A 26,265-nucleotide genomic window follows, 5' to 3' on the forward strand; every position below is an offset into this window, starting at 1 on the left:
TACCCGAATTTCTTGACGACCATAGAGCATTGGAACCACCTGATCCCATCCCGAACTCAGCAGTGAAACGATGCATCGCCGATGGTAGTGTGGGGTTTCCCCATGTGAGAGTAGGTCATCGTCAAGATTAAATTCCAGAACCCCTGATTGCTAACGCGATCAGGGGTTTTGTTTTGGGCGGTTGAAAAGCATGGCAAGCGGCCCGAAGTGCTCCTCACGTGCAGCCTACGATTGCCTTCAATGTTAAAGTCCATCCCTCGATTTTGCTTTTCCCAAGGAAGCCGTTATGCCGGATGCGACGTCCCTCAGTGCTGGATTCATGGTGGTTCACGGCAACCGCCTGGATGAGCTGCGCAGCCTGGTCGTCAGTTGGATGCGCCGTTATCCGCTGGCTCCCCTGGAAAACGAAATCGCTCTGGTACAAAGCAATGGCATTGCCCAATGGCTCAAACTGGCGCTGGCCGAAGACCCTGAAGATGACGACATGGGCGGCTGTGGCATCGCCGCAGCAATCGACGTGCAACTTCCTGGCAGCTTCATGTGGCAGCTCTATCGCATGGTCCTGGGCAAAGATGAGATTCCCCCCAAGTCCCTGCTCGATAAAGCCCCACTGACCTGGCGCCTCATGCGCCTGCTTCCCGAGCTGATCGACCAGCCCCACTTCGAGCCCCTGCAGCGTTTCCTGACTGATGACACTGATCTGCGCAAACGCTACCAGCTGGCGGAACGTCTGGCTGACCTGTTCGACCAATACCAGGTTTACCGCGCTGACTGGCTGGAAGACTGGGCCGCGGGCCGCCATCAATTGCGCAATGGCCGAGGCGAATCCAAACCCCTGAGCCCGGCCAACTGCTGGCAAGCCGAACTGTGGCGGGCGCTGCTGGTGGATGTCGGAGAAGAGGGCATGGCTCAGAGTCGCGCGGGTGTTCACCAGCGCTTTATCGAGCGCATCAACACCCTTGAACAAGCACCCGCTGGCCTACCTTCCCGAGTAATCGTTTTTGGCATCTCTTCCTTGCCAGCCCAAGCCCTGGAAGCACTCGCCGGCCTCGCCCGTTTCAGCCAAGTCCTGCTGTGCGTACACAACCCATGTCGCCACCACTGGTCCGACATCGTTGCCGACAAAGACCTGCTCCGAAACGAGTACAAACGCCAGGCCCGCAAAGCCGGAATGCCCGTCACTATCGACCCGCAGACCCTGCACCAGCACGCCCATCCGCTGCTCGCTGCCTGGGGCAAACAAGGTCGCGACTACATCAACCTGCTAGACAGCTACGACGACCCCAACAGTTACCGCTCGGCATTCCGCGACGGTCGCATCGACCTGTTCAGTGAGAGCGAGCCCACCACTTTGCTCAACCAGCTCCAGGACGACATCCTCGAACTGCGCCCGCTCAACGAAACCCGCGAACGCTGGCCAGGCGTCGACCTGAAGCGCGACACCTCCATCCGCTTCCACATTGCCCACAGCGCCCAACGCGAAGTGGAAATCCTCCACGACCAACTGCTCCAGCGCTTCAGCGCCGACCCTACGCTGCGCCCGCGGGACATCATCGTCATGGTCCCCGACGTCGACAGTTACGCGCCGCACATTCGCGCCGTATTCGGCCAGCTTGAAAGAAGCGACCTACGCTTCATCCCCTTCACGCTGACAGACCAAGGCCAGCGCGGCCGTGATCCATTGCTGATTGCCGTCGAGCACCTGCTCAAGCTCCCCGACAGCCGCTTCCCGGTCAGTGAAATCCTCGACCTGCTTGACGTCCCGGCGCTGCGAGAACGCTTCGCCATCAAGGAGCGCGACCTGCCGACCCTGCACCGCTGGATCGAAGGCGCCGGCATCCGCTGGGGCCTCAACGCCGAACAGCGCGCCGGCCTTGGCTTGCCCAATGAGCTGGAGCAAAACAGCTGGCGTTTCGGCCTGCGCCGCATGCTCCTGGGTTACGCCGTCGGCACCGGTTCTGCCTGCGACGGCATTGAGCCCTACGATGAAATCGGCGGCCTCGACGCAGCACTGATCGGCCCGCTGGTTGCACTGCTCGACGCACTGCACGACGCCCACCAGGCTCTGTCACAACCCGCCGCGCCGAGAGAGTGGGGCGAGCGCCTGCAAAACCTCATGCAGCTGTTCTTCCTCCCGAGCAACGAACATGACGACTACCTGCTGGGTCAACTTCAGCAGCTGAGAGAAACCTGGCTGGAGACCTGCGAGTCCGTTGGCCTGCACGACGAGTTACCCCTCACCGTAGTCCGCGAGGCCTGGCTGGCCGGTCTCGACCAGGGCCGATTGTCCCAACGCTTCCTTGCAGGGGCTGTCAATTTTTGCACCCTGATGCCCATGCGCGCGATCCCGTTCAGGCTGGTGTGCCTGCTGGGCATGAACGACGGCGACTACCCGCGCGCTCAACCGCCGCTGGACTTCGACCTGATGGGCAGCGACTACCGTCCAGGCGATCGTTCACGCCGCGAAGACGACCGCTACCTGTTGCTTGAAGCCCTGCTTTCGGCTCGCGACCAGCTCTACATCAGTTGGATCGGCCGCAGTATCCGCGACAACAGTGATCGCCCGGCGTCCGTCCTGATCGGCCAACTGCGTGACCACATCGCCAGCGGCTGGCACACCACAAACGGTGAGCCGCTCCTGGAAGCCACCACCCAGGAACACCCGCTCCAACCCTTCAGCGCCCGCTACTTTCATGAAGGTGACGAGTTGTTCAGCTACGCCCGCGAATGGCAGTTGCTCCATGCAACCCCGGGCATCCTCCCCGATACCGGCAGCCTGGCACCCTACACCCAGGAAGAACCGCTGAGCCTCGGCCAGTTGCAGGACTTCCTGCGCAACCCGGTCAAACACTTCTTCAGTCAGCGCCTGAAAGTATTTTTCGAAGCCGCTGAAGTCCCGTTGGAAGATGAAGAACCCTTCGTCCTCGACGCACTGCAGCGCTACAGCCTGAGCGATAGCCTGCTCGCCGCCGCGCTGACCCGGCCTGACAATTCCGACGAAGCCCTCAACGCCCAAGCCCTGCGCCTGCAAGGCAGCGGCTTGTTGCCAATGGTCGGTTTCGGCGAATGCCTGCGCAAAGAACTTATCGAGCCGTTGCCAGATCTGCTGCAGCGTTACCAGCAACTCCTGGCGCTCTGGCCCACGCCCTATGCCAGTGCTGAACCGATCAGTTTTGAGCATCAAGGCATTCAGTTGGACGGTTGGATCAGCGGCCTGCATCAACGTAGCGACGGCGGCTTTCTAAGTGTCACCGCCATCCCCAACAGCATTGGCTCGATCAAGACCCGCAAGTGGCACCGCCTGATTCGCCCGTGGGTAAACCACCTGGTGGCCTGTGCTTGCGGGCTGCCGTTAAGCACCGGCCTGGTCGCCAGCGACGACACCCTGCTATTGGCCCCGCTGGAGCAAGCCACCGCCCAGGAACTCCTCGGCAACCTGCTGCTCGCGTGGAAAACCGGCATGAGCGAACCGCTGCCAATCGCCGTCAAGACGGCTTTCGCCTGGCTCTCTCAAACCGACCCGGTCAAAGCCCACGCTGCCGCCAGCAAAGCCTACGAAGGCGACGGCCAAACCACCGACGGCGAGCGCCGTGAAAGCCCCGCGCTCACTCGCCAGTTCCCCGACTACGCCGCGCTGATGGCCAGCGAAGAGTTCGAAGGCTGGTGTGAAACGCTGTATCGACCGTTGGTCAATGCCCCCTGGCGATCACTCACCAGCGCGGAGGCCGGCGCATGAGCAGCACAAAACCCCTGGCCCTGGCGTTCCCGCTCAAGGGCAGTCAACTGATTGAAGCGAGTGCCGGCACAGGCAAGACGTTCACTATCTCGGCGCTTTATCTGCGCCTGGTACTCGGCCATGGCGGTGACGAAGCGGGCTTCGGCCGCGAGTTGCTGCCGCCGCAAATCCTTGTGGTGACGTTCACCGACGCGGCCACCAAAGAGCTGCGTGAACGTATCCGTATCCGCCTGGCTGAAGCCGCGCGTTTTTTCCGCGAAGAAATCGAAGAACCCGACGCACTGATCGCCGAACTGCGCGACCAATATGGCCCCGAGCAATGGCCAGGTTGCGCCAATCGCCTGGACATCGCCGCCCAATGGATGGACGAGGCCGCCGTTTCGACCATCCACAGCTGGTGCCAGCGCATGCTGCGCGAACACGCGTTCGACAGCGGCAGTTTGTTCACCCAAACCCTGGAAACCGACCACAGCGACCTGCTCGGCGAAGTGCTGCGCGACTACTGGCGGCTGTTCTGCTACCCGATGCACGACGATGCGTTGAATTGGGTGCGCAACAATTGGGGCGGCCCGGCAGCCCTGATGCCACGGGTGCGCGCGCTGTTCGGCAGCGAGCGGCCCACGGATGAAGCTCGTAACCCCGCTGAGCTGATCAACGAATGCCTACAGGAACGCCGCCAAGCCCTTGTCGCGCTCAAGGCTCCCTGGCAACAATGGGCAGAAGAGTTGCGCACTATTTGCCTGCAAGCCGTCGCGGCTAAAGCCGTCGATGGCCGCAAGATGCAAGCCCGTTACTTCGAGCCCTGGTTCGAAAAAATCAGCGCCTGGGCCGCTGACGAATCACTCGAACAACTGGACATCGGCACCGGCTTCACCCGCCTGACGCCCGACGGCATGGCCGAAGCCTGGAAAGGCGAGCCGCCGCACCACCCCGGTATCGACGCGATGGCCGGTCTCAAGGCCAGCCTCGACGCCTTGCCCACTCCCGATGCTGCCGTACTGCAACACGCCGCCGGCTGGGTGGGAAAACGCTTCGAAGAAGAAAAACGCCGACGCGCCGAAATGGGTTTCGACGACATGTTGATCCGCCTCAATGCTGCGCTCCAGGCCGACGGCGGCGAGCGTCTGGCGAGCGTGATCCGCGAGCAATTCCCGGTCGCCTTGATCGACGAATTCCAGGACACCGACCCGGTGCAATACAGCATCTTCGACAGCATTTACCGCATCGAAGAAAACCACCTCGACAGCGGCCTGTTCCTGATCGGCGATCCGAAGCAGGCGATCTACGCGTTCCGTGGCGCCGACATCTATACCTACCTGCGTGCACGGCAATCCACTACCGGCCGCCATCACACCCTGGGCACCAACTTCCGTTCGAGCCACGCCATGGTCGAGGCGGTAAACCATGTGTTCCAGCGCGCAGAAAAAGGCCGTGGCGCATTCCTGTTCCGTGAACCGGACGGGACGAATCCGGTGCCGTTCCAGTCAGTATTGTCCCAGGGCCGCAAGGAACAACTGCAGGTCAACGGTCAGACGTTGCCCGCGCTGAACCTCTGGCACCTGCCCACCGACCAGCCCATATCCGGCGTGCTCTACCGCCAACAGCTGGCCGGTTCCTGCGCCAGTCAAATCGTTGCGTTGCTCAATGGCGGACAGCAGGGGACTGCAGGATTCCTGAGCAAAGACGGTAGCTTCAAAGGCGTACTGCCGTCAGACATCGCCATCCTCGTGCGTGACGGCAAGGAAGCCCAAGCCGTGCGCGGTGAACTGGCGGCCCGTGGTGTGCGCAGCGTGTACCTGTCGGATAAAGACTCGGTGTTCGCCGCCCAAGAAGCCCACGACCTGCTGGCCTGGCTCAAGGCCTGCGCCGAGCCGGACGTCGAGCGCCCGCTGCGCGCCGCCCTGGCTTGCGTCACCTTGAACCTGTCGCTGCCGGAACTGGAGCGTCTGAACCAGGACGAACTGGCGTGGGAAAAGCGCGTAATGCAGTTCCGCGACTACCGCACGATCTGGCGCACCCAAGGCGTGCTGCCGATGCTGCGACGCCTGCTGCACGACTTCAAATTGCCGCAAACCCTGATCACCCGCAGCGATGGCGAACGGGTACTGACCAACCTGCTGCACCTCTGCGAATTGCTGCAACAGGCGGCCGCGGAACTGGACGGTGAACAGGCACTGATTCGCCACCTGGCCGAACATCTTGCGTTCTCCGGGCAGGCCGGTGAAGAGCAGATACTGCGCCTGGAAAGCGATGAGCAATTGGTCAAGGTGGTGACGATCCACAAGTCCAAGGGCCTGGAATACGACCTGGTCTTCCTGCCGTTTATCTGCTCGGCAAAACCGGTGGATGGCAGCCGCTTGCCGTTGCATTACCACGACGCAAACGGCAAATCCCAGGTCAGCCTCAGGCCCACCGCCGAGCTGATCGCCCAAGCCGACGACGAGCGCCTGGCCGAAGACCTGCGCCTGTTCTACGTGGCGCTGACCCGCGCCAAACACGCTTGCTGGCTAGGCATCGCCGACCTGAAGCGCGGCAATAACAACAGCTCGGTGTTGCACCTGTCGGCCCTGGGCTACTTGCTCGGCGGCGGTGCTTCACTGGGTGAATCCGCTGGCTTGGCGCGCTGGCTGCTCGACTTGCAGGAAGGTTGCCCGGCGTTGCAATACGCAGAAATGCCCGAAGCCGAAGCGGTGGTATTCCACCCACCGCGCAACGAAGCCACCTTGCTTGCGCCCCTGATGCCCAAACGCAAGGCGGCAGAAAACTGGTGGATCGCGTCCTACAGCGCCCTGCGTATCGGCGAAAGCATGAGCGCGGCCAGTCTCGAAGCGCCGGAAAGCCCACAAGCGCAGAAGCTGTTTGACGACGAGCGCCTCGACCCGGATGCACCCCGTGAGGTGCCGGCTTCCGGTGGTGATATTCACCGTTTCCCACGCGGACCGAACCCCGGCACCTTCCTCCATGGTCTGCTGGAGTGGGCGGGCGGTGAAGGCTTCAACGTCACCCCCGAGGCCATCGAAGATGCGGTCGCCCGTCGCTGCAACCGACGCGGTTGGGAGGGCTGGATCGGCACGCTGTCCGGTTGGCTTGGGCACCTGTTGCAGGCGCGGCTGCCCTTGGGCAACGGGCAGATGGCCCTCAGCGAATTGCAGCAGTACCAGATCGAAATGGAGTTCTGGTTCGCCAGCCACAAGGTCGATGTCCTCGCGCTCGACAAACTGGTGTGCCAGCACACGCACAATGGCGTGTCGCGGGTGGCCGCCGAGCCGGTGCTGCTCAACGGCATGTTCAAGGGCTTTATCGACCTGACGTTCGAACACGAAGGCCGCTACTACGTGGCCGACTACAAATCCAACTGGCTCGGCCCCGATGATTCGGCCTATACACAACAGGCCATGGAACTGTCGATCCTCGATCATCGTTACGACCTGCAATACGTGCTTTACCTGCTGGCCTTGCACCGTCAGCTCAAGGCACGGCTGCCGGACTACGACTACGACCGCCACGTCGGCGGCGCGTTGTACCTGTTCCTGCGCGGCACCCATTCCGCGAGCCAGGGCGCGTATTTCACCCGGCCGCCCCGGGAGTTGATCGAAAGCCTGGACCTGCTGTTCCAGGGCAAACCGCTACCACCCAAGGCCGAGCCCGCCTGGGAACAAGGAGTGCTGCTATGAGCCTGTCGCCGTTACCGCTAGAGGAACTTACGCCTCTGAGCCGCGCCGCCGACCTGGTGCAATTGCTCGATCTCTGGGTGCAGCGTGGCTGGTTGCGGGCACTGGACAAGGCGTTTGTCGGCTTCCTCCACGAACTCGATCCGCAGGCCGATCCCTTGGTGTTGCTGGCCGCTGCCCTGACCAGCCACCAACTCGGTCACGGCCATGTGTGTCTTGACCTGTTCGAAACCCTCAAGGCTCCGGATTTCGCCTTGTCGCTGCCGCCCGAAGGCGATGCACACACCGGCGCCATGCTGCTGCCCTCGCAGTTGCTCGATGGCCTGGACGGCGCCCACTGGTGCCACGCCCTGGCCGCGAGCCGCCTGGTGGCACTCGCCGTCGATGGCAGCGAAGACGCGCAAAGCCGGCCACTGGTGCTGTCGGGCAAACGCCTGTACTTGCGCCGTTACTGGACTTACGAACGGCGCATCGATACCGCACTGCGTCTGCGACTCGCCACCCGCGAAAGCGTCGCCGATGATCTGCCCGAACGCCTGAATCGCCTGTTCGACCAGGCCCCGCCGGACGGTGTTGTCGACTGGCAGAAACTCGCCTGCGCCTTGGCGACGCGCGGTGCATTCAGCATCGTCACTGGCGGCCCGGGCACCGGCAAGACCACTACGGTGGTGCGCTTGCTCGCGCTGTTGCAGGCGCCAGCGGTGGAAGCGGGCAGCGCATTGCGCATTCGTCTGGCCGCGCCCACCGGCAAGGCAGCCGCGCGCCTGACCGAGTCCATCAGCCAGCAAGTGCTGTCGCTGAAAGTGCCTGACGCGGTGAAGGACAAGATCCCGACCCAAGTCACCACTGTTCACCGCTTGCTCGGCAGCCGCCCTGGTACCCGACATTTCCGCCATCACATCGGTAATCCGTTGCCCCTGGATGTACTGGTAGTGGACGAAGCCTCAATGATCGACCTGGAAATGATGGCCAACCTGCTGGACGCCTTGCCGCCCCATGCCCGTTTGGTGCTGCTGGGGGACAAGGACCAGTTGGCCTCGGTTGAAGCCGGGGCGGTGCTGGGGGATTTATGCCGCGACGCCGAAGCCGGTTTCTACAGCCCGCAAACCCGCCAGTGGCTGCAACAGGTCAGCGGCGAAGACCTTGGCGCCAGCGGCCTGCAGGAAGACCCCGACGGCAGCCATCCCTTGGCGCAACAAGTGGTGATGCTGCGTTACTCGCGACGGTTTGGCGAAGGCAGCGGCATTGGCCAGTTGGCCCGCTGGGTCAACCAGCAAAACGCCGAGCAGGCCCGCAAACTGCTGGCCGCCCGCAGCCACGCCGACCTGTTTTGCGTCAGCCTCAAGGGCGAGCACGACCATGCCCTGGAGCGCCTGGTGCTGGACGGTCACGGCGACGGTGCCCACGGTTATCGCTATTACCTGAAGTTGCTGCAGACCGCGCGCCCGTCCCTCGACACGCCCCGCGACGACGAAGCCTGGACCGTCTGGGCGCAAAAGCTGCTGAAAGCCTTTGATGCGTTCCAGTTGCTCTGCGCCGTACGCAAGGGGCCTTGGGGTGTGGAGGGCTTGAACCAGCGCATCACCGCCGCGCTGCTCAGGGCCCGGCTGATCGACAGCGACCAGCAGTGGTACGAAGGCCGCCCGGTGTTGATGACCCGCAACGACTACGGCCTGGGCCTGATGAACGGCGATATCGGGATTGCCCTGAAACTGCCGGAAAGCGACGGCGGGCCGCAGGTACTGCGCGTGGCATTCCCGCGCAACGATGGCCAGGGCGGTGTGCGCTTTGTGCTGCCCAGCCGGCTCAACGATGTGGAAACCGTGTACGCGATGACGGTACACAAGTCCCAGGGTTCGGAGTTCACCCACACAGCACTGATCCTGCCGGACGCCCTGAACCCGGTGCTCACCAAAGAGCTGATCTACACCGGCATCACCCGCGCCAAGGATTGGTTCAGCCTGATCGAGCCCCGGGGCGGGGTGTTCGAAGAGGCGGTGCGCCGCAAGGTGAAGCGCTTGAGTGGGCTGATGCTGGAACTGGGCACTTGATCGCTGAATAAGCTGACCGATGGGTTATCTAAATTTTCTGATCCAAATGTGTGATTTTTCTTAATAAAATGTCGGAATCCTCCCGGGTGTCGCCTCGGGGGTTTTCCGCCGTTGTGCTATCGTTGCGGCATCATCCCGAGAAGATCAAAGAGAATCGCTGCATGAACGTGGCTGTCTCGCCCACAGAGCGAAGTTTGAGCTGGAGACGAATGCTGCTGTTGGCGCTTCTGTGGGTATGCACGCCTCTCGCTTTTGCCCAGCCGCCTGCCGGCATCGCCGATCAACGGGCCAAGTCGGTCACTCAGGTCGTCCTGGGTATTCTCAGTTATGCCCGTTGGCCGGTAGAGCCCGCGCAATTGCGCCTGTGCATCGTCGGGCCGACCCAATACACCGATGACCTGGTCAAAGGCACGACTCAGGCCACCGGCCGTCCGGTGGTGGTGCAACGGTTGCTGGCCGACCACCCGGACATCGCCAATGCCTGTGACGCCGTGTACATCGGCCAATTGACCAGCGACGAGCGCAGCCGCCTGTTCGCGTCACTGATCGGCCATCCGGTGCTCAGCATCAGCGAAGGCGGCGACCAATGCACCGTGGGCAGCCTGTTCTGTTTGCGGGTGGCCGATGAACAGGTGTCGTTCGAGGTTAACCTCGACTCTGTTGCCCGCAGCGGTGTGCGCATTCATCCGAGCGTACTGCAACTGTCCCGCCGTCGAGCGTCAGGGTCATGAGGTTCGGTAAAGCGCCGGTGCGCCCAACCTTGCGTTCGGTGATCGGTCGCGGGCACCTGAGCCTGGCACTGATGGCGGTCAGCATGGCCAGTATCTCCCTGACGCTGCTTGGCGTGCTGGCGCTGCGGGTGTATGCCGACCACAACCTGCACCTGATCGCCCGTTCCATCAACTACACCGTGGAAGCGGCCGTGGTGTTCAACGACAGTGCCGCAGCCACTGAAGCCTTGGCCGTGATTGCCTCGGAGGAAGAAGTGGCCGAGGCAGAAGTCTTCAACATTGAAGGCAAGCAGTTGGCGCATTGGGAGCGCCCGGAAACCGGGATGCTGTCCATGATTGAGCTGCACCTGGCACACGCCCTGCTCGAACAACCCATCAGCCAACCGATTTTGCACCAGGGCCAGGTCATCGGCAGCGTGCACCTGACCGGCCATGGCGGCAGCCTGTTGCGTTTTCTGCTCAGCGGGCTGGCCGGGATCCTGGTGTGCACCGCACTCAGCGCCTGGGTCGCGTTGTTCCTGGCGCGACGGCTGTTGCGCGGCATCACCGGGCCATTGCACAGCCTGGCCTCGGTGGCCCACGCCGCCCGCAGCGAGCGGGCGTTTGACCGGCGCGTGCCGCCGGCGCAAATCGCCGAGCTCGACAGCCTGGGTAACGACTTCAACGCCTTGCTCGATGAGATGGAAGCCTGGCAAACCCACCTGCAAAGTGAAAACGAAACCCTCGCCCACCAGGCCAGCCACGACAGCCTGACCGGGTTGCCCAACCGGGCGTTCTTCGAAGGACGATTGATCCGGGCCCTGCGCAGCGCCGCCAAACTCAACGAGAAAGTGGCGGTGCTGTTCCTCGACAGCGACCGCTTCAAAGACATCAACGACAACTTCGGGCACGCCGCCGGCGATGCGGTATTAGTGGCGGTGGCGGCGCGCGTGCGTGCACAGCTGCGCGAAGACGATCTGGTGGCCCGCCTGGGAGGCGATGAATTTGCGATCCTGCTGTCGCCCCTGCACAAGCTGGAGGACGCCCAGCGCATCGCCGACAAAATCATCGCCAGCATGGATGCACCGATTCCTCTACCCGGCGATACCCAGGTATTGACCTCACTCAGTATCGGCATCGCCGTCTACCCTGATCATGGTGCCACCCCGGGCACCCTGCTCAACGCCGCCGACGCGGCGATGTACCAGGCCAAACGGCTTTCCCAAGGTGGCCAGCAAACGGCGGAGTCGGAGTCCCTCGCCGTCAACATTCAACACAGGAGTTGATCCCTTGTTTTCGACCGCACGCGTTTTGTTTATCACCTTGCTCGTGGCCTTGCTCGCCCTGACGGGCTGCCAGACCCCGCCGCCCAAAGGCCTGACGCCCGCGCAAATTGCCGTGCTCAAGCAACAGGGTTTTGAACTGACGGACGAGGGCTGGGCCTTCGGCCTGTCGGGCAAGGTGCTGTTTGGCAGCGACGTCGAAAGCCTGAATGGGCCCAGCACCGAGATCGTCCAGCGCATCGGCAAGGCGCTGCTGGGCGTGGGCATTGAGCGGGTGCGGGTCGACGGCCACACCGACGCCTCGGGCAAGGAAACCTACAACCAGCAACTGTCCCTGCGCCGGGCAAAAAGCGTGGCCAAGGTGCTGACCAGCATCGGGATGAAAGAAGAAAACGTGCAACTGCGCGGGCTGGGCAGCAGCGAGCCGGTGGCCTCCAATGCGACAGCGGCGGGGCGCACCGAGAATCGCCGGGTGTCGATTGTGGTGATTGCCGACTAAGCTGGCGCCCTCGTTCGCTCTATGGAATGCGTTCAAAAATGTGGGAGCGGGCTTGCTCGCGAAGGCGGTGGATCAGTTGATAAATTCGGCGACTGACACACTACTATCGCGGGCAAGCCCGGCTCCCACATTTTATTTATGGTGTGTTTGATCGCTTAATCCGCAAACCTCATGTCGCGGGTTTCCCCCATCAACAACGGCTGATTCTGCTCCGTCACCTCGCGGATGTAGTCCCACAGCAGGGTGATCCGTTTCAACTTCCTCAGGTCCTCGCGGCAGTACATCCAGAACTGCCGCGTAATGTTGATCTCCTTGCCCAGCACCGGCAGCAATCGCGGGTCCTGCGCCGCCAAAAAGCACGGCAGAATCGCCAGCGACCGCCCTTGCTGCGCCGCCACGTACTGCGCGATCACGCTGGTGCTGCGCAAGCTGGCGCTGGCGCCGGGCACCACGTTGGCCAGGTACAGCAACTCTGAGCTGAACGCCAGGTCGTCCACGTAACTGATAAACGGATGTTCGGCCAAGTCCGCTGCCCGGCGGATGGGCGGGTGCTGGTCCAGATACTCCTGGGTCGCGTAAAGCTGCAGCTTGTAATCGCACAACTTGCAGCACACGTACGGCCCGTGTTCCGGGCGCTCCAGGGCGATGACGATATCCGCCTCGCGCTTGGACAGGCTGATGAAGTGGGGCAGGGGCAGGATGTCCACCGAGATCGCCGGGTAGGTGTCGACAAAGTGGCTCAGTTGCGGGGTGACGAAGAAGCTGCCGAATCCTTCGGTGCAGCCCATGCGCACGTGGCCGGACAGCGCCACGCCAGAGCCCGAGACCTGTTCGCAGGCCATGTGCAGGGTGCTTTCTATCGACTCGGCGTAACCCAGCAAACGCTGGCCTTCGGTGGTCAGAACGAAGCCGTTGGTCCGGGACTTTTCAAACAGCAGGGTGCCCAACGATCCTTCAAGCGAACTGATGCGCCGCGACACGGTGGTGTAGTCCACCGCCAGGCGCTTGGCGGCGACGCTGGCCTTGCGGGTGCGGGCAACTTCGAGGAAAAACTTCAGGTCATCCCAGTTCAGGGAGCCTAGCGACGTGATGTTTTTTTGCATATTGGACCGGCTTTTATGTGCGTTCTTATTAGAAGTTTGCACATCTATACTCCAAAAACAGTCCGAACGCCTCATCATCAAGGCGATTCAACGCCTTGGTTCTCTGCATACCTATAAGAATTGGAGACCACATGAACGCATCTGCCGATATTTCCGTGCAACAGGTCAAGCTGCTGATCAACGGCGAGTGGGTCGAATCCAAGACCACCGAATGGCAAGACATCGTCAACCCGGCCACCCAGCAAGTGTTGGCCCGCGTACCGTTTTCCACCCCCGAAGAAGTCAACGCGGCCATCGACGCCGCCCATCGCGCCTTCCAGACCTGGAAGCTGACGCCGATCGGTGCGCGCATGCGCATCATGCTCAAGCTGCAAGCCTTGATCCGCGAGCACTCCAAGCGCATCGCCGTAGTGCTCAGCGCCGAGCAGGGCAAGACCATTGCCGACGCTGAAGGCGACATTTTTCGTGGCCTGGAAGTGGTCGAGCACGCGTGCTCCATCGGCACTTTGCAGATGGGCGAATTCGCTGAAAACGTCGCCGGCGGCGTCGATACCTACACCCTGCGCCAGCCGATCGGCGTGTGCGCCGGCATCACCCCGTTCAACTTCCCGGCAATGATTCCGCTGTGGATGTTCCCGATGGCCATCGCCTGCGGTAACACCTTCGTACTCAAGCCGTCGGAACAGGACCCGCTGTCGACCGTGCTGCTGGTTGAGCTGGCGCTGGAAGCCGGCGTGCCAGCCGGTGTGTTGAACGTGGTTCACGGCGGCAAGGATGTGGTGGATGCGCTGTGCACCCACAAAGACATCAAGGCCGTGTCCTTCGTCGGTTCGACCGCTGTCGGTACCCACGTCTACGACCTGGCCGGCAAACACGGCAAGCGCGTGCAATCGATGATGGGCGCCAAGAACCACGCCGTGGTGCTGCCGGACGCCAACCGCGAACAAACCCTGAACGCCCTGGTAGGTGCCGGCTTCGGCGCGGCCGGCCAGCGTTGCATGGCGACTTCCGTGGTGGTGCTGGTGGGCGCGGCCAAGCAATGGCTGCCGGACCTCAAGGCCCTGGCGCAAAAACTCAAGGTGAACGCCGGCAGCGAAGCGGGCACCGATGTGGGGCCGGTGATCTCCAAGCGCGCCAAGGCACGCATCCTCGACCTGATCGAAAGCGGCGTGAAAGAAGGCGCCAAGCTGGAACTGGATGGCCGTGGCATCAAGGTGCCGGGTTTTGAAGACGGCAACTTCGTCGGCCCAACCCTGTTCTCCGGTGTGACCACCGACATGCAGATCTACACCCAGGAAATTTTCGGCCCTGTGCTGGTGGTGCTGGAAGTCGACACCCTCGACCAGGCCATCGCGCTGGTCAACGCCAACCCGTTCGGCAACGGCACCGGCCTGTTCACCCAGAGCGGTGCGGCGGCGCGTAAATTCCAGAGCGAAATCGATGTGGGCCAGGTTGGCATCAACATCCCGATCCCGGTGCCGGTGCCGTTCTTCAGCTTCACCGGTTCGCGCGGCTCGAAACTCGGCGACCTGGGCCCGTACGGCAAGCAAGTGGTGCAGTTCTACACCCAGACCAAAACCGTCACCAGCCGCTGGTTCGACGACGACAGCGTCAACGATGGCGTCAACACCACCATCAACTTGCGCTGATCGAGGAAACGACGATGAAGATTGCATTTATTGGCCTGGGCAACATGGGCGCGCCGATGGCGCGCAACCTGATCAAGGCGGGCCATACGCTGAACCTGTTTGACCTGAACCAGACCGTGCTCCAGGAACTGGCCGAACTGGGCGGTACCATCAGCGCCTCACCACGCGCGGCAGCAGAAGGCGCCGAGTTGGTGGTAACCATGCTTCCGGCTGCAGCCCATGTGCGCAGCGTATGGCTGGGTGAAGACGGCGTGCTGGCCGGCATCGGCAAAGGCGTGCCGGCGGTGGATTGCAGCACCATCGACCCGCAGACCGCCCGCGATGTAGCAGCGGCGGCAGCAAAACAAGGCGTGGTGATGGCCGATGCCCCGGTGTCCGGCGGCACCGGCGGCGCCCAGGCCGGGACACTGACCTTCATGGTCGGCGCCACCCCGGAACTGTTCGCCACCCTGCAACCGGTACTGGCGCAGATGGGCCGCAACATCGTGCATTGCGGCGAAGTCGGCACCGGGCAAATCGCCAAGATCTGCAACAACCTGCTGCTGGGCATCACCATGGTCGGCGTCAGCGAAGCCATGGCCCTGGGCGATGCGCTGGGCATCGACACCCAAGTGTTGGCGGGGATTATCAATAGCTCCACCGGGCGCTGCTGGAGTTCGGACACCTACAACCCGTGGCCCGGGATTATCGAAACGGCACCGTCGTCCCGGGGTTATACCGGCGGGTTTGGTGCGGAACTGATGCTCAAGGATCTGGGGCTGGCCACTGAAGCCGCACGCCAGGCGCACCAACCGGTGATCCTCGGCGCAGTGGCGCAGCAGTTGTATCAATCGATGAGCCAGCGTGGGGAAGGGGGCCAGGACTTCTCGGCGATCATCAACAGCTATCGCAAGCCCAGGTAGGGCTGCTGTCTCTCACCACGGTGAGGCCCTGATTTTTACTGCGTAAACCTTTCAGCACCAGCTCACCACTGGTGCTTTTTTTTGCCCTGAATAAACCCCTTTACTACGTTCGTGGAGAGCCGGTATTACTTATCGACTAATGCCTAGGCGTAAAGTCATTTTGCATTGTTATAACTGTGAAATAAAATTTTACAAGTTTGCTGAATAATAGCTGAATATCAAGTTATTGATCATGGGTTATTAATGGGGTTAGTGCTTGCGAAGTGCTCGGTTATAACGCGATTGTAATAAGTTTCACGATTGTGTGTGCTCGGTTTGTCGTGGGTGTTCGTATTAAATGCCCATGTTTAATGCGTGTTTACTTTTCCCTTTGATGTTGACTATTGCCTCGCTAGTATCGGCTTCGCGAGCGTTGCGATGGTTGCCATGTCTCGATAATTTCCGCCGAAGCGTTGTACTTTTTAAAGTTGTGCAGGTGTGTCAGAGATGGCTAGCGAACGGATGCGTACATCGGGTTTACCAGGGCTGTCGGCCTCATCGGACGAGGCCGCCGTGGAACTCGAAAAAGCCCGCATCCTGGCCTGCCACCTCTCCCGGCTGCTCGACCTCTGGGCTCCCTTGAGGTCCAACCCAAGGCCCGGGCAGGCTTATTCTGATGCGAAGGATGTGCCACTTCATTCGGCGTCAGCGTGTTGCAAGCGCACCCGTGTGGGCCTGCAATTTCGTGAAGAAACCGGCGTGGGTTGATCGCTGTCAATCCTGACGAGTCCTCTATAAACGCAAAAAGAGTTTAGTGCTCGGCGGCAACTACCGTCGTGGGCATTCGCTCGCGCTGAAATACGTGTGTCCATATAAAAAACGGGTGAGAGATGAAAAACATAACAATTGTCGACAAGGCAACGGGGGCGGCGACGGAACATGCCTTTGGTAACGCCAGCCTCAAGGGAACCAGCATTGTAAAACTGCCGTTCGGACAAGAAAGCGTTCAATCGTTTCAACAGTCCGGCCAAAACCTGGTGGTCACTCTGAAGTCTGGAGAAACCATCACCATTCAGAACTTTTTTGTGGTGGGACCCGACGGCGCCGCTAACCAACTGGTCCTGGAAAATGCCGACGGAACATTGTTGCTCGGCAACTATTCCACGCCGTATTCGGGCTTCAACTTCACCGAAATCTCGACTCTGGACGACCTGGGTGTAGCAGCCATTGCTGCTGACAGTGCGGTACCGGACTGGGTGCTGTGGGGCTTGGGCATCCTCGCCGTCGGCGGTACAGCCGCGGCATTGAGCGGTGGTGGCGGTGGTGGTGGCCATCATCAAACGCCAGTCCCTGCACCCGGTGTTGCGACCGGTTTGGCGGTCAATGGCGCGGGCACGGTGGTTAGCGGTAAAGGCCAGGCTGGCACCACGGTCACCGTCAAGGATGCCGCCGGTAATGTACTGGGTACCGGCACTGTGGGCGCCGACGGCAACTTCCAGGTCAACCTGGGCAAGCCGCAAACCAATGGCGAAACCCTGCAAGTTGTCCTCAAGGATGCAGCGGGCCAGGAATCGCCACCTGCTCCTGTGGTAGCGGGTGATACAACAGCCCCCGCCGCACCGACCGGTTTGGCCGTCAGCGCAGACGGTACAACCATCAGCGGTAAGGGCGAGCCTAATTCGACCGTGACCATCAAGGATGCCAACGGCGATACCATCGGCACCGGCACTGTGGATGCTGAAGGCAACTTCCAGGTCACCCTGGAAACGCCGCAAACCAATGGCGAAACCCTGCAAGTCACCCTCAAGGACGCAGCGGGCAATGAATCGCCGGGCAGCCCCGTGGTGGCGGGCGACACCACTGCTCCAGATGCACCGGTCGACCTGGTGATCAGTGCTGATGGCGCAACCGTCAGCGGTAAAGGTGAACCGAACACTACCGTGACCATCAAGGACGCCGGTGGCAACGTGATCGGTACGGGCACCGTCGGCGCGGATGGCAATTTCCAGGCCTCGCTCGACACCCCCGCGACCGAGGGCGAAAGCCTCGCAGTCACGCTCAAGGACGCTGCTGGCAATGAGTCGGCGCCGGGTGCGTTGGTTGTCGCTGATATCGAGACACCGCTGGCGCCGCGCAATCTGGCAATCAGTGATGCCGGTGACACGCTCAGCGGTGAAGGCGCCGCAGCCCATAAGGTCACCATTCTCAACGATGCCGGTGAAGTGGTCGGCACCGGTACGGTGGCAGATGACGGTACATTCCTGGTTCAACTGAACGCGTTGCATATCAATGGTGAGCGGCTACGCGTATTCCTGCGCAATTTCTCGGGCAAAGAATCCCTGCCGGGCACTGCTTTCGCGGGCGACACCACCGCCCCTGACGCCCCAACCAACCTGATAGTTGGCGAAGATGGAAGCATTGTGACCGGCAAGGGGGAGCCAGGTGCGACTGTTACCGTCAAGGATGCTGATGGCAACGTGATCGGTACCGGCACGGTGGGCGACGACGGTAATTTCCAAGTCACCCTCGCCCCGCCTCAGGTTAACGGCGAAACACTGGCTGTCACATTGACCGACGCGGCAGGCAACGAGTCTATTCCCGCTTCTGTGATAGCTATTGATATTGATGATACGGACGCTGATGCGGATGCGGATGCGGATGCGGATGCGGATGCCGACGCTGATGCTGACGCGGATGCTGACGCAGACGCAGACGCAGACGCTGATGCCGACGCTGATGCTGATGCTGATGCTGATGCTGATGCTGATGCTGATGCCGATGCCGACGCCGATGCGGACGCGGATGCTGACGCTGACGCTGACGCTGACGCTGACGCTGATGCCGACGCGGATGCTGACGCCGACGCCGACGCCGACGCGGATGCCGACGCTGATGCTGATGCGGACGCAGACGCGGATGCTGATGCTGATGCCGATGCCGATGCCGATGCCGATGCCGATGCCGATGCTGATGCCGACGCCGACGCCGACGCTGATGCCGACGCCGACGCCGACGCTGATGCCGACGCGGATGCTGATGCTGATGCTGATGCTGATGCTGATGCTGACGCGGACGCTGATGCTGATGCTGATGCCGACGCTGATGCTGATGCTGATGCTGATGCTGATGCCGACGCTGATGCTGATGCTGATGCTGACGCTGATGCTGATGCTGATGCTGATGCTGATGCCGATGCCGATGCCGATGCCGATGCTGATGCCGATGCTGATGCTGATGCTGATGCTGATGCTGACGCTGATGCTGATGCTGATGCCGATGCTGATGCTGATGCCGATGCCGATGCCGATGCTGATGCCGATGCGGACGCCGACGCTGATGCTGATGCCGATGCCGATGCTGATGCCGATGCTGACGCTGACGCTGACGCTGACGCTGATGCTGATGCTGATGCTGATGCTGATGCTGATGCCGACGCCGACGCCGATGCTGACGCTGATGCTGATGCTGATGCTGATGCTGATGCCGACGCGGATGCTGACGCTGACGCTGATGCTGATGCTGATGCTGATGCTGACGCTGATGCGGACGCTGATGCTGATGCCGATGCCGATGCCGATGCTGATGCTGATGCTGACGCTGACGCTGACGCTGACGCTGACGCTGATGCCGACGCCGACGCCGACGCCGATCTTGAAGCCTTCGATGATCTCGCCACCGGCGAAGTGACCATCAAACCCGTAACGTCCGACACCGCTCTGGCCGATATGCGCGTCTTCACCCTGTTGGGTATCGGCGGCATCATCTTGGGCGATCACACCAAGCAGCAGGAATTCTCGGTTGCCGAGGGCTCCAGCGGGACGTTGAACCTGCAGTTTGCCCAGGCCGACCTGGTCTCGCTGTTGGGCGGTGGCTTCACCGCGACGCTGGAAGTGAGCGACGGTGCAGGTGGATGGTTGCCGGTGCAACAAGGCAGTAACGGTTCGGGCCTGCTCGACCTGTTAGGTCTGTTCGGACAAAGCTCCAGCGCCAAAATCGAAGGGCTGGAAGCCGGGCAGTATCGCTTTACGCTCAAGCTCGACCCCAACCTGGTCAGCGTCGGTGCAGGCGCCACGGCCAAGCTGAGCGTCACCAATGAAAGTCTGACCGACTTCACCGGTGTAGCGGGGCCGGATGTCACCGGCAACGTCATCACCGACCCGGGCATCGGCGGTCAACCGGATGAACCGGGAACCGGCGGACCAGTGAAGGTACAGGTTGAGGTCGAAGGCGAATTTGTAGATGCCGACGCCACCACGGGTACGGTGCTGCAGGGCCAATATGGTCAACTGACCATTTTTGCCAACGGCGACTACAAGTACACCCCGAATGGCGATATCGCCAACATCGGCAAGGTGGATGCCTTCGAGTATCACCTGGTCAATGGTTCCGGTGGTTCGGCCTCGGCAACCTTGTATGTACGCATCGACAGCCCAAGTGTCGACGTGGAGTGGAGTGCTACCGATCCGTCGTCGCCAGGCGTGATCAACACGGTCGCCAATGATGACCTGGGTTCGGCACAGATCGACATTGTCAACCTGGTCACCCAGGCCGACCTGGCGACCCTGAGCTACAACCTGGCACTGCTCGGAAGCAGTACGGGTACGGGTGCAGCCATCAACGTTGCCACGGGCACGACCGCAGAGCTTGCGATCAACGTCACCGTCACCGGCATTGCGTTGTTGCCAGGCACGACCGTCAACCTGCAGAAGTTCATCGATAACGCATGGGTCACGCAGCAGACCACTACCCAGGCGAACTACACGTTCAAAGGGCTGGATGCCGGGACCTATCGCGTGACCGGGACGACCGGTGCGGTGCTGTCTCTGAGTGCGCTGCACATCGCTCAGAAGCTCACTACCACCTTCCTCACGGAGTTCGTCACCGGCGCGATGGAAAATGCGACAGGCAACCTGCTGTCCGACAGCTTGTCCGGGCCGGATGTACTCGGTTCGCCGCTGACGGTACTCAGTGTGCTGGTCAACGGGGTCTATGTGATTCCTGGGCAAACGGGGGCGAACATCAACGGTGACCACGGCACATTGACCGTGTTCGCCGATGGCAAGTACGTCTACACCCCGCATGCAGGGCTGACGCTGGACGAGATTGGCCAGGTGGATAAATTCACCTACAAGCTCACCACGCCAACCGGCCAGGAAGACACTGCCGACCTGTACATCCGCATCGACTCACCGGATCGCGACCTGGTCTGGGACGACGCCAACCCGGGTGCGCCCGCCACTGAAGGTGCCGGTATTGCCGCTGCCCACAGTGCGGTGGACCAGGTGGTGGATGACGGCGCCAACGTTGACGGCGATCACCACGATGCTGTGGTGGCCGACGACACCGACTTCACCCATGTCGATGCTGGCGCAGGTGCAGACGGGTTGCTGTGGGAGGGTGGCGATGCAGCCATCAACCTCACCGACCTGATTGGCACAGTCAGCGGGGTGCACAGCATCGACCTGAACGATGTCAGCGCAGTTGACCTGACCTTGAGCCTCGAAGACCTGGTGTCCATCACCGGGCCTGAGTCGGATCGCTTGATGATCCAGGGTGACGATCAGGACAGCGTGCATTTGACAGGTGACTGGAGCGCCGGCGCGACCCAGGTAGAGAACGGTCTTGAGTACGTGATCTACACCAGTGCGGAAGATGAAACCCATCAGCTCTGGGTACAGAGCGGCATCAGCGTGGTGTAACGCCACGCCTGGCGACCGGGCCGCAAGGCCCGGTTTTCCTCTCCAACGGTATTGCAGCGATGGGCCATGACGTCAGTCACGGCCCGTTGTTGTACTCATCAGGTTTGACAACAGTCAGGTGACTAGCAGTGAGGCAAAAGAGTTTGGCCAAGCAGCTGTCTGCCGTAATTCTGGCAGTCGCAATGATCGCGCCCGAGAGTGCGCCGGTCATGGCAGCGTCGTATATCGACGATGAAGAACGCGTCAACATCATCAGCCCGAGCAACCTGGGCACACATTTACCCGGCGGGCCAACGGGCGTAAGCGCACCGGTGGCACCCGAGCACGTCATACCGAGCAACCTTGACCTGACACGCGCCATTCAACTGGCGGTGGAATGGCATCCGGCAATTTCCGAGGCGATCGGCCAGCTGTACCAACAAAACGAGAACGTGAACATCGCCCGTTCCGGTTACTACCCGCAAGTCAGCGGCGGCTTCAATTCGGGCTACGACAGTGGCCTGACGGGCAACGGCCAGAGCCGCGCGTTTTCCTTGTCGGCCTCGCAGATGCTGTACGACTTCGGCAAGGTTTCAAGTTCCGTCGACAGTGCCCTGGCACGGGTCAGTGCCAGCCAGGCGTCGGTGTTGCTGTCGATTGATCAGGTGGCCCGGGATACCTCGTTCGCCGTGATCGAATTGCAGCGCTCGCAGTTGCTGGTGCAACTGGCGCGCGAGCAGGTCGACGGCATTTCGGCGATTGCAGAGCTGGCGAAAAAGCGCAGCGACATGGGCGCCAGCACCCGTTCGGACCTCATCCAGGCCCGCTCGCGGGTCGAGGCCTCAATGGCGACGCAACTGCAATTCGCCGCGCAATTCAATCGCTGGCGCAGCACCTTGAGCAGCCTCTTGGGGGCTCAGTCACCGGTGAGTGTTGCCAATGGTTTTCCGGCAAGCCTGGAACAATCCTGCGTAGGCGTGGTGCCCGATACGGCGGTCACGCCGACATTGCTGATCGCCCAGGCGCAGCGTGTCGATGCGCTGGCGCTGATTGCACAAGCCCGTGCCGAGGCGTTGCCGACCGTGTCGCTGGACCCGTCCATCACGCACTACCTGGACAGCAACGACGACAGCAACGCCCCCGGCGGCCGCGACCGTACCCGCTATGGCGTATTTCTCAACGTGAAGATGCCGCTGTACCAGGGCGGCGCAATCACCGCGCGTAAATCTGCGGCGCAACAGGCCCTGCGTTCCGCGGATGCCGCCAATGACGCCGCGCGCCTCGCGGTACGCCAGGGGTTGCTGGAAGCGCGAGACCAGATATCAAGCCTCAGTCAGCGCCTTTCCACCCTGGATTTTCGTGAGCGCAGCATCTCCGAAACCCGCGACCTGTATCGCCAGCAGTACCTCGAACTGGGCACACGGCCGTTGCTCGACCTGCTGAATGCCGAGCAGGAAATTCACCAGGCACGCATGGACCGGGAAAACACCGCCGCTGACCTGCGCCGCCTGAAAATCGATTGCCTCTACAACACGGGTGCACTGCGCACGGCGTTCCACCTGGACAACAGCACCTTGCAAGGTGTGGAGATTCGGCCATGAATGATGCTGTGATGCTTGCGCACGAAACCAACGCAGTACAAACACCGCTGAACCCGGCGCCCGCAGTGGATTATGAAGTGTGGCTGGAGGCCGTCCTGAGCGTGGCCCGGCATTACCGCCTGGAATGCTCGGCCCAAAGCGTGCGAATCGCCGCACAATGGACCGAAGGCGCTTCGGTGGAAGAGGTGGTACGGCAGATGGCCCGCCAGGCGGGGTTGAACTGCGTGATTGCGGACTTCAGCGAAACCACGCTGATGCAGCGTCAATTACCGGTAGTGCTGCAATTTGCCGACGGCCAGGTGGGCGTGCTCGAAACCCTCGGCGACGGCGAAAACCTGGGCATCGCCTACAGCGGCGACGGCGGCCTGCAAAGCCGGCTCACCCGCCAGGACCTGTTGGAGCAAGCGCGCAAGAGCGTGATTCTGCGACCCATGACGGCAGTGCGTGACCGGCGTGTGGACGACTACATCAAGCCTTACGAGAAGGCGTGGTTCAAAAACATCGTGCTGCGCGATCTGCGGCCCTATGGCTACGTCATGCTCGCCTCATTGGTCACCAGCGTGCTCGGTCTGGCCGGCGTGCTGTTTTCGATGCAGGTGTACGACCGGGTGATCCCGGCCGAATCCATGCCCACCCTGTATGTGCTCTTTGGCGGGGTGATGCTGGCGCTGGTGTTTGATTTCATCATGCGCATCACCCGTGTACGCATCACCGACATGCTCGGCAAACGCGCCGATTTGCGTGTCTCCGACCTGGTCTTCGGGCATGCCATTCGCTTGCGTAACAGCGCCCGTCCGAAGTCCACCGGCTCGTTCATTTCGCAGCTCAAGGAGCTGGAACAACTGCGTGAGCTGATCACCTCCAGCACCGCCACGGCGCTGGCCGACCTGCCGTTCTTCCTGCTGTTTCTGGTGATCTACTGGTTGATCGCCGGCCCCCTGGTGGCGGTGCCGATGGTGGCCGTGCTGTTCCTGATAGTCCCGGGGCTGTTGGCGCAGAAAAAACTCGCGGCACTGGCGAATGAATCGATGCGCGAAAGCTCGTTGCGCAGCGCCATGCTGGTGGAAACGGTGCAAGGGCTGGACGATATCAAGGCGCTGCAGGCTGAACAGCGCTTCCAGCAGCAATGGAATCACTACAACGCCACCTGCGGCGATGCCAGTCTGCGCTTGCGCATGCTCACCAACAAACTGGTGGCCTGGAGCAACAATGTGCAGGGCTCGGTGTTTGCCGTGGTAGTGGTGTTCGGTGCGCCGATGGTCATGGCCAGCGAAATGACCACCGGTAGCCTGGTGGCCGCCTCCATCCTGGCGTCGCGGATGATGGCGCCGATGTCCCAGATCACCCAGGTGCTGACGCGCTGGCAGCAGGCCAAGGTCGCGCTGCAAGGCCTGAACCGGATCATGGAATTGCCGGTGGATCATCCCGAGGGCAGCAAGCGCGTGCACCTGCCGGTGATCAAAGGCCAATACGCGCTAAGCCAGGCGGCGTTCCAGTATTCCGACGACGCCCCTGTGCCGGCGTTGCGTGTGGCGGACTTGAAGATCCAGCCGGGGGAGCGCATCGCAATTCTGGGGCGTAACGGCGCCGGAAAATCCACATTGTTACAGGCGTTGGCCGGGATGCTTGATCTCAAGGCTGGCACCATCAGCCTCGACGGTGTTGCCCTCAGTCACATCGACCCGGCGGACGTGCGCCGCGATGTGGGGCTGATGACGCAAAACTCGCGGCTGTTCCACGGCACCCTGCGCGACAACCTGATCATGGGGGCCCCGCATGCCAGCGACCAGGAAATCCTCCAGGCTCTGGTGTTGACCGGCGCCGCCGACTTTATCGGCAAGTTCGCCGACGGCATGGACCACATGATCCTGGAGGGCGGCCTCGGTCTGTCGGGCGGGCAGCGTCAGTCGCTGCTGCTGTCGCGGCTGATCATTCGCCAGCCGCATATCGTGCTGCTCGACGAACCCACCGCCTCCCTCGATGAAGCCACCGAGCGCCAGTTGATCCACAACCTCGACCGCTGGGCCGCCCACCGCACGCTGATTATCGCCACGCATCGCATGAGTGTATTGAGCCTGGTGAATCGGGTGATCGTGGTCGACAACGGCCAGATCATCGTTGATGACAGCAAAGACAACGCGATTGCGCGGCTGTCCAAACCCAAGGGGAACACCCAGTGAAAAGCCATGCGCCGAAAACCATTCCCCTGCTCGCCACCGAAGACGAAGGCGCCCGGCATAGCCACGACGGCGTGGACGAGCACACCGTGGTACGCGCCACGCGTGTGGTGGGTTGGGTGTTTGTCATGCTGATTGCGTTTGGTGCCTGGGCTTACTTTTTTGAAGTGGACGAAGTCTCGACGGGCAGCGGCAAAGTCATCCCGACCTCGCGAGAGCAAATTATCCAGTCGCTGGAAGGTGGCATCGTCACTGAGTTGAATGTGGCTGAGGGCGATATTGTCAAAAATGGCCAGACGTTAGCCAAGCTTGACCCGACCAAAACCGAATCCAACTTTGACGAAAGTGCCTCCAAATACCGGGCGTCGCTGGCCAGCGTCGCGCGTTTGCAGGCTGAGGTAGATGGCAAGCCGTTGGTGTTCCCGCCGGAGCTTGAGCGTTACCCGGCACTGGTACGCGCCGAAACCGACCTGTTCAACACACGGCGCAAGGGCCTTGAAGAGTCGTTGGCCGGCGTGCGTTCGTCCCTCGGGCTGGTGCGCAGCGAGCTGGAAATTACTGAAAACCTGGCCAAGGTCGGCGCCGCCAGCAACGTTGAAGTGCTGCGTCTCAAGCGCCAAAAGGCCGAGTTGGAGTTGAAGCTGACCCAGGCTCGCTCCGAGTACATGGTACGGGCCGGTGAGGACCTGGCCAAGGTCAACGCCGACGTCGAGACGCTGTCGTCGGTCATGCGCGGGCGCTCGGATTCGGTGACTCGCCTGACCCTGCGCTCGCCGGTGCGCGGTATCGTCAAGGGCATTGAGGTCACCACCATCGGCGGGATCATCCCGCCCAACGGGCGCTTGATGCAGATTGTGCCGCTGGATGAGCAGTTGTTGATCGAGGCGCGCATCTCCCCGCGGGACATCGCCTTTATCCACCCCGACCAAGTGGCCAAGGTTAAGATCACTGCCTACGACTACTCCATTTATGGTGGCATGGACGGCAAGGTAGTGACCATTTCGCCAGACACCATCCAGGACGAGGTCAAGCCGGAAGTTTTCTACTACCGCGTGTTTATTCGCACCGACGCCGACACCTTGAGAAACAAGTCCGGCAAGTCGTTCTCGATCGTGCCGGGGATGATCGCTTCGGTAGATATCAAGACCGGCCAGAAAACCGTGCTCGACTATTTGATCAAACCCATGAACCGTGCGCGCGAGGCCTTGCGTGAACGCTAGGGGAGG

General features: G+C 61.6%; 13 protein-coding genes and 1 rRNA gene. 13 read left to right on the forward strand and 1 reads right to left on the reverse strand.

What is annotated here, in order from left to right; genetic code table 11:
• Window positions 1-11 precede the first annotated feature (11 nt).
• The 7 genes from rrf to MUM_RS0122070 all read left to right on the forward strand — a co-directional run bounded on the left by rrf (window position 12) and on the right by MUM_RS0122070 (window position 11,950).
• Window positions 12-127 (forward strand): 5S ribosomal RNA (gene rrf / locus MUM_RS0122040).
• A gap of 159 nt (window positions 128-286) precedes the next feature.
• Entirely contained in the window at window positions 287-3,736 is a 3,450-nt protein-coding gene (gene recC / locus MUM_RS0122045) for an exodeoxyribonuclease V subunit gamma (protein ID WP_010174150.1), read from the forward strand.
• Window positions 3,733-7,410: an exodeoxyribonuclease V subunit beta gene (gene recB / locus MUM_RS0122050; RefSeq protein WP_010174152.1), complete on the forward strand. Its 3,678-nt coding sequence runs from the start codon at window positions 3,733-3,735 to the stop codon at window positions 7,408-7,410. The genes recC and recB overlap by 4 nt, the downstream gene beginning before the upstream one ends.
• On the forward strand, window positions 7,407-9,458 hold the full coding sequence (recD, locus tag MUM_RS0122055) for an exodeoxyribonuclease V subunit alpha (protein WP_010174154.1): 2,052 nt from the start codon (window positions 7,407-7,409) through the stop codon (window positions 9,456-9,458). Before recB ends, recD begins: the two co-directional genes overlap by 4 nt.
• Before the next feature lie 161 nt (window positions 9,459-9,619).
• Window positions 9,620-10,189 carry a YfiR family protein gene (locus tag MUM_RS0122060; RefSeq protein ID WP_029616047.1) on the forward strand — a complete coding sequence of 190 codons (570 nt, stop codon included), beginning with the start codon at window positions 9,620-9,622 and terminating at the stop codon, window positions 10,187-10,189.
• Entirely contained in the window at window positions 10,186-11,454 is a 1,269-nt protein-coding gene (locus MUM_RS0122065) for a diguanylate cyclase domain-containing protein (RefSeq protein WP_010174158.1), read from the forward strand. The genes MUM_RS0122060 and MUM_RS0122065 overlap by 4 nt, the downstream gene beginning before the upstream one ends.
• Before the next feature lie 4 nt (window positions 11,455-11,458).
• Complete coding sequence (locus tag MUM_RS0122070) at window positions 11,459-11,950, forward strand: OmpA family protein (RefSeq protein ID WP_010174161.1); 492 nt, start codon at window positions 11,459-11,461, stop codon at window positions 11,948-11,950.
• Between the two features lie 155 nt (window positions 11,951-12,105).
• Here MUM_RS0122070 and MUM_RS0122075 read toward each other — a convergent pair whose 3' ends face one another.
• Window positions 12,106-13,053 carry a LysR family transcriptional regulator gene (locus tag MUM_RS0122075; protein ID WP_010174163.1) on the reverse strand — a complete coding sequence of 316 codons (948 nt, stop codon included), beginning with the start codon at window positions 13,051-13,053 and terminating at the stop codon, window positions 12,106-12,108.
• Between the two features lie 131 nt (window positions 13,054-13,184).
• Here MUM_RS0122075 and MUM_RS0122080 point away from each other — a divergent pair, with 131 nt between their 5' ends.
• From MUM_RS0122080 to MUM_RS0122115, 6 genes are all read left to right on the forward strand, one after another.
• A complete protein-coding gene (locus MUM_RS0122080; protein ID WP_010174165.1) occupies window positions 13,185-14,702 on the forward strand; it encodes a CoA-acylating methylmalonate-semialdehyde dehydrogenase in 1,518 nt (505 codons plus the stop codon).
• 14 nt (window positions 14,703-14,716) lie between these two features.
• Window positions 14,717-15,604 carry a 3-hydroxyisobutyrate dehydrogenase gene (gene mmsB / locus MUM_RS0122085; RefSeq protein WP_010174167.1) on the forward strand — a complete coding sequence of 296 codons (888 nt, stop codon included), beginning with the start codon at window positions 14,717-14,719 and terminating at the stop codon, window positions 15,602-15,604.
• An 869-nt stretch (window positions 15,605-16,473) separates the two neighbouring features.
• Window positions 16,474-21,282, forward strand: coding sequence for a BapA/Bap/LapF family large adhesin (locus tag MUM_RS1000000134635; protein ID WP_177325010.1), 4,809 nt, complete (start codon window positions 16,474-16,476; stop codon window positions 21,280-21,282).
• Window positions 21,283-21,464: 182 nt separating this feature from the next.
• Window positions 21,465-22,862, forward strand: coding sequence for a TolC family outer membrane protein (locus MUM_RS0122105; protein ID WP_010174174.1), 1,398 nt, complete (start codon window positions 21,465-21,467; stop codon window positions 22,860-22,862).
• The gene (locus MUM_RS0122110; RefSeq protein ID WP_010174175.1) at window positions 22,859-25,042 is read left to right on the forward strand and encodes a type I secretion system permease/ATPase; all 2,184 of its coding nucleotides are present in this window, start codon (window positions 22,859-22,861) and stop codon (window positions 25,040-25,042) included. Before MUM_RS0122105 ends, MUM_RS0122110 begins: the two co-directional genes overlap by 4 nt.
• A gap of 26 nt (window positions 25,043-25,068) precedes the next feature.
• A complete protein-coding gene (locus tag MUM_RS0122115) occupies window positions 25,069-26,259 on the forward strand; it encodes an HlyD family efflux transporter periplasmic adaptor subunit (RefSeq protein WP_032882058.1) in 1,191 nt (396 codons plus the stop codon).
• Window positions 26,260-26,265: the final 6 nt, after the last annotated feature.

The sequence above is a fragment of the Pseudomonas sp. PAMC 25886 genome, from assembly GCF_000242655.1.
Classification (GTDB): Bacteria; Pseudomonadota; Gammaproteobacteria; order Pseudomonadales; family Pseudomonadaceae; genus Aquipseudomonas.

Coding starts and splice junctions, on each gene's coding strand:
- recB (WP_010174152.1), top strand. CDS start 3,733: ATGAGCAGCACAAAACCCCTGGCCCTGGCGTTCCCGCTCAAGGGCAGT.
- MUM_RS1000000134635 (WP_177325010.1), top strand. CDS start 16,474: ATGAAAAACATAACAATTGTCGACAAGGCAACGGGGGCGGCGACGGAA.
- MUM_RS0122075 (WP_010174163.1), bottom strand. CDS start 13,053: ATGCAAAAAAACATCACGTCGCTAGGCTCCCTGAACTGGGATGACCTG.
- MUM_RS0122080 (WP_010174165.1), top strand. CDS start 13,185: ATGAACGCATCTGCCGATATTTCCGTGCAACAGGTCAAGCTGCTGATC.
- MUM_RS0122105 (WP_010174174.1), top strand. CDS start 21,465: ATGATCGCGCCCGAGAGTGCGCCGGTCATGGCAGCGTCGTATATCGAC.
- MUM_RS0122065 (WP_010174158.1), top strand. CDS start 10,186: ATGAGGTTCGGTAAAGCGCCGGTGCGCCCAACCTTGCGTTCGGTGATC.
- mmsB (WP_010174167.1), top strand. CDS start 14,717: ATGAAGATTGCATTTATTGGCCTGGGCAACATGGGCGCGCCGATGGCG.
- recD (WP_010174154.1), top strand. CDS start 7,407: ATGAGCCTGTCGCCGTTACCGCTAGAGGAACTTACGCCTCTGAGCCGC.
- recC (WP_010174150.1), top strand. CDS start 287: ATGCCGGATGCGACGTCCCTCAGTGCTGGATTCATGGTGGTTCACGGC.
- MUM_RS0122060 (WP_029616047.1), top strand. CDS start 9,620: ATGAACGTGGCTGTCTCGCCCACAGAGCGAAGTTTGAGCTGGAGACGA.
- MUM_RS0122110 (WP_010174175.1), top strand. CDS start 22,859: ATGAATGATGCTGTGATGCTTGCGCACGAAACCAACGCAGTACAAACA.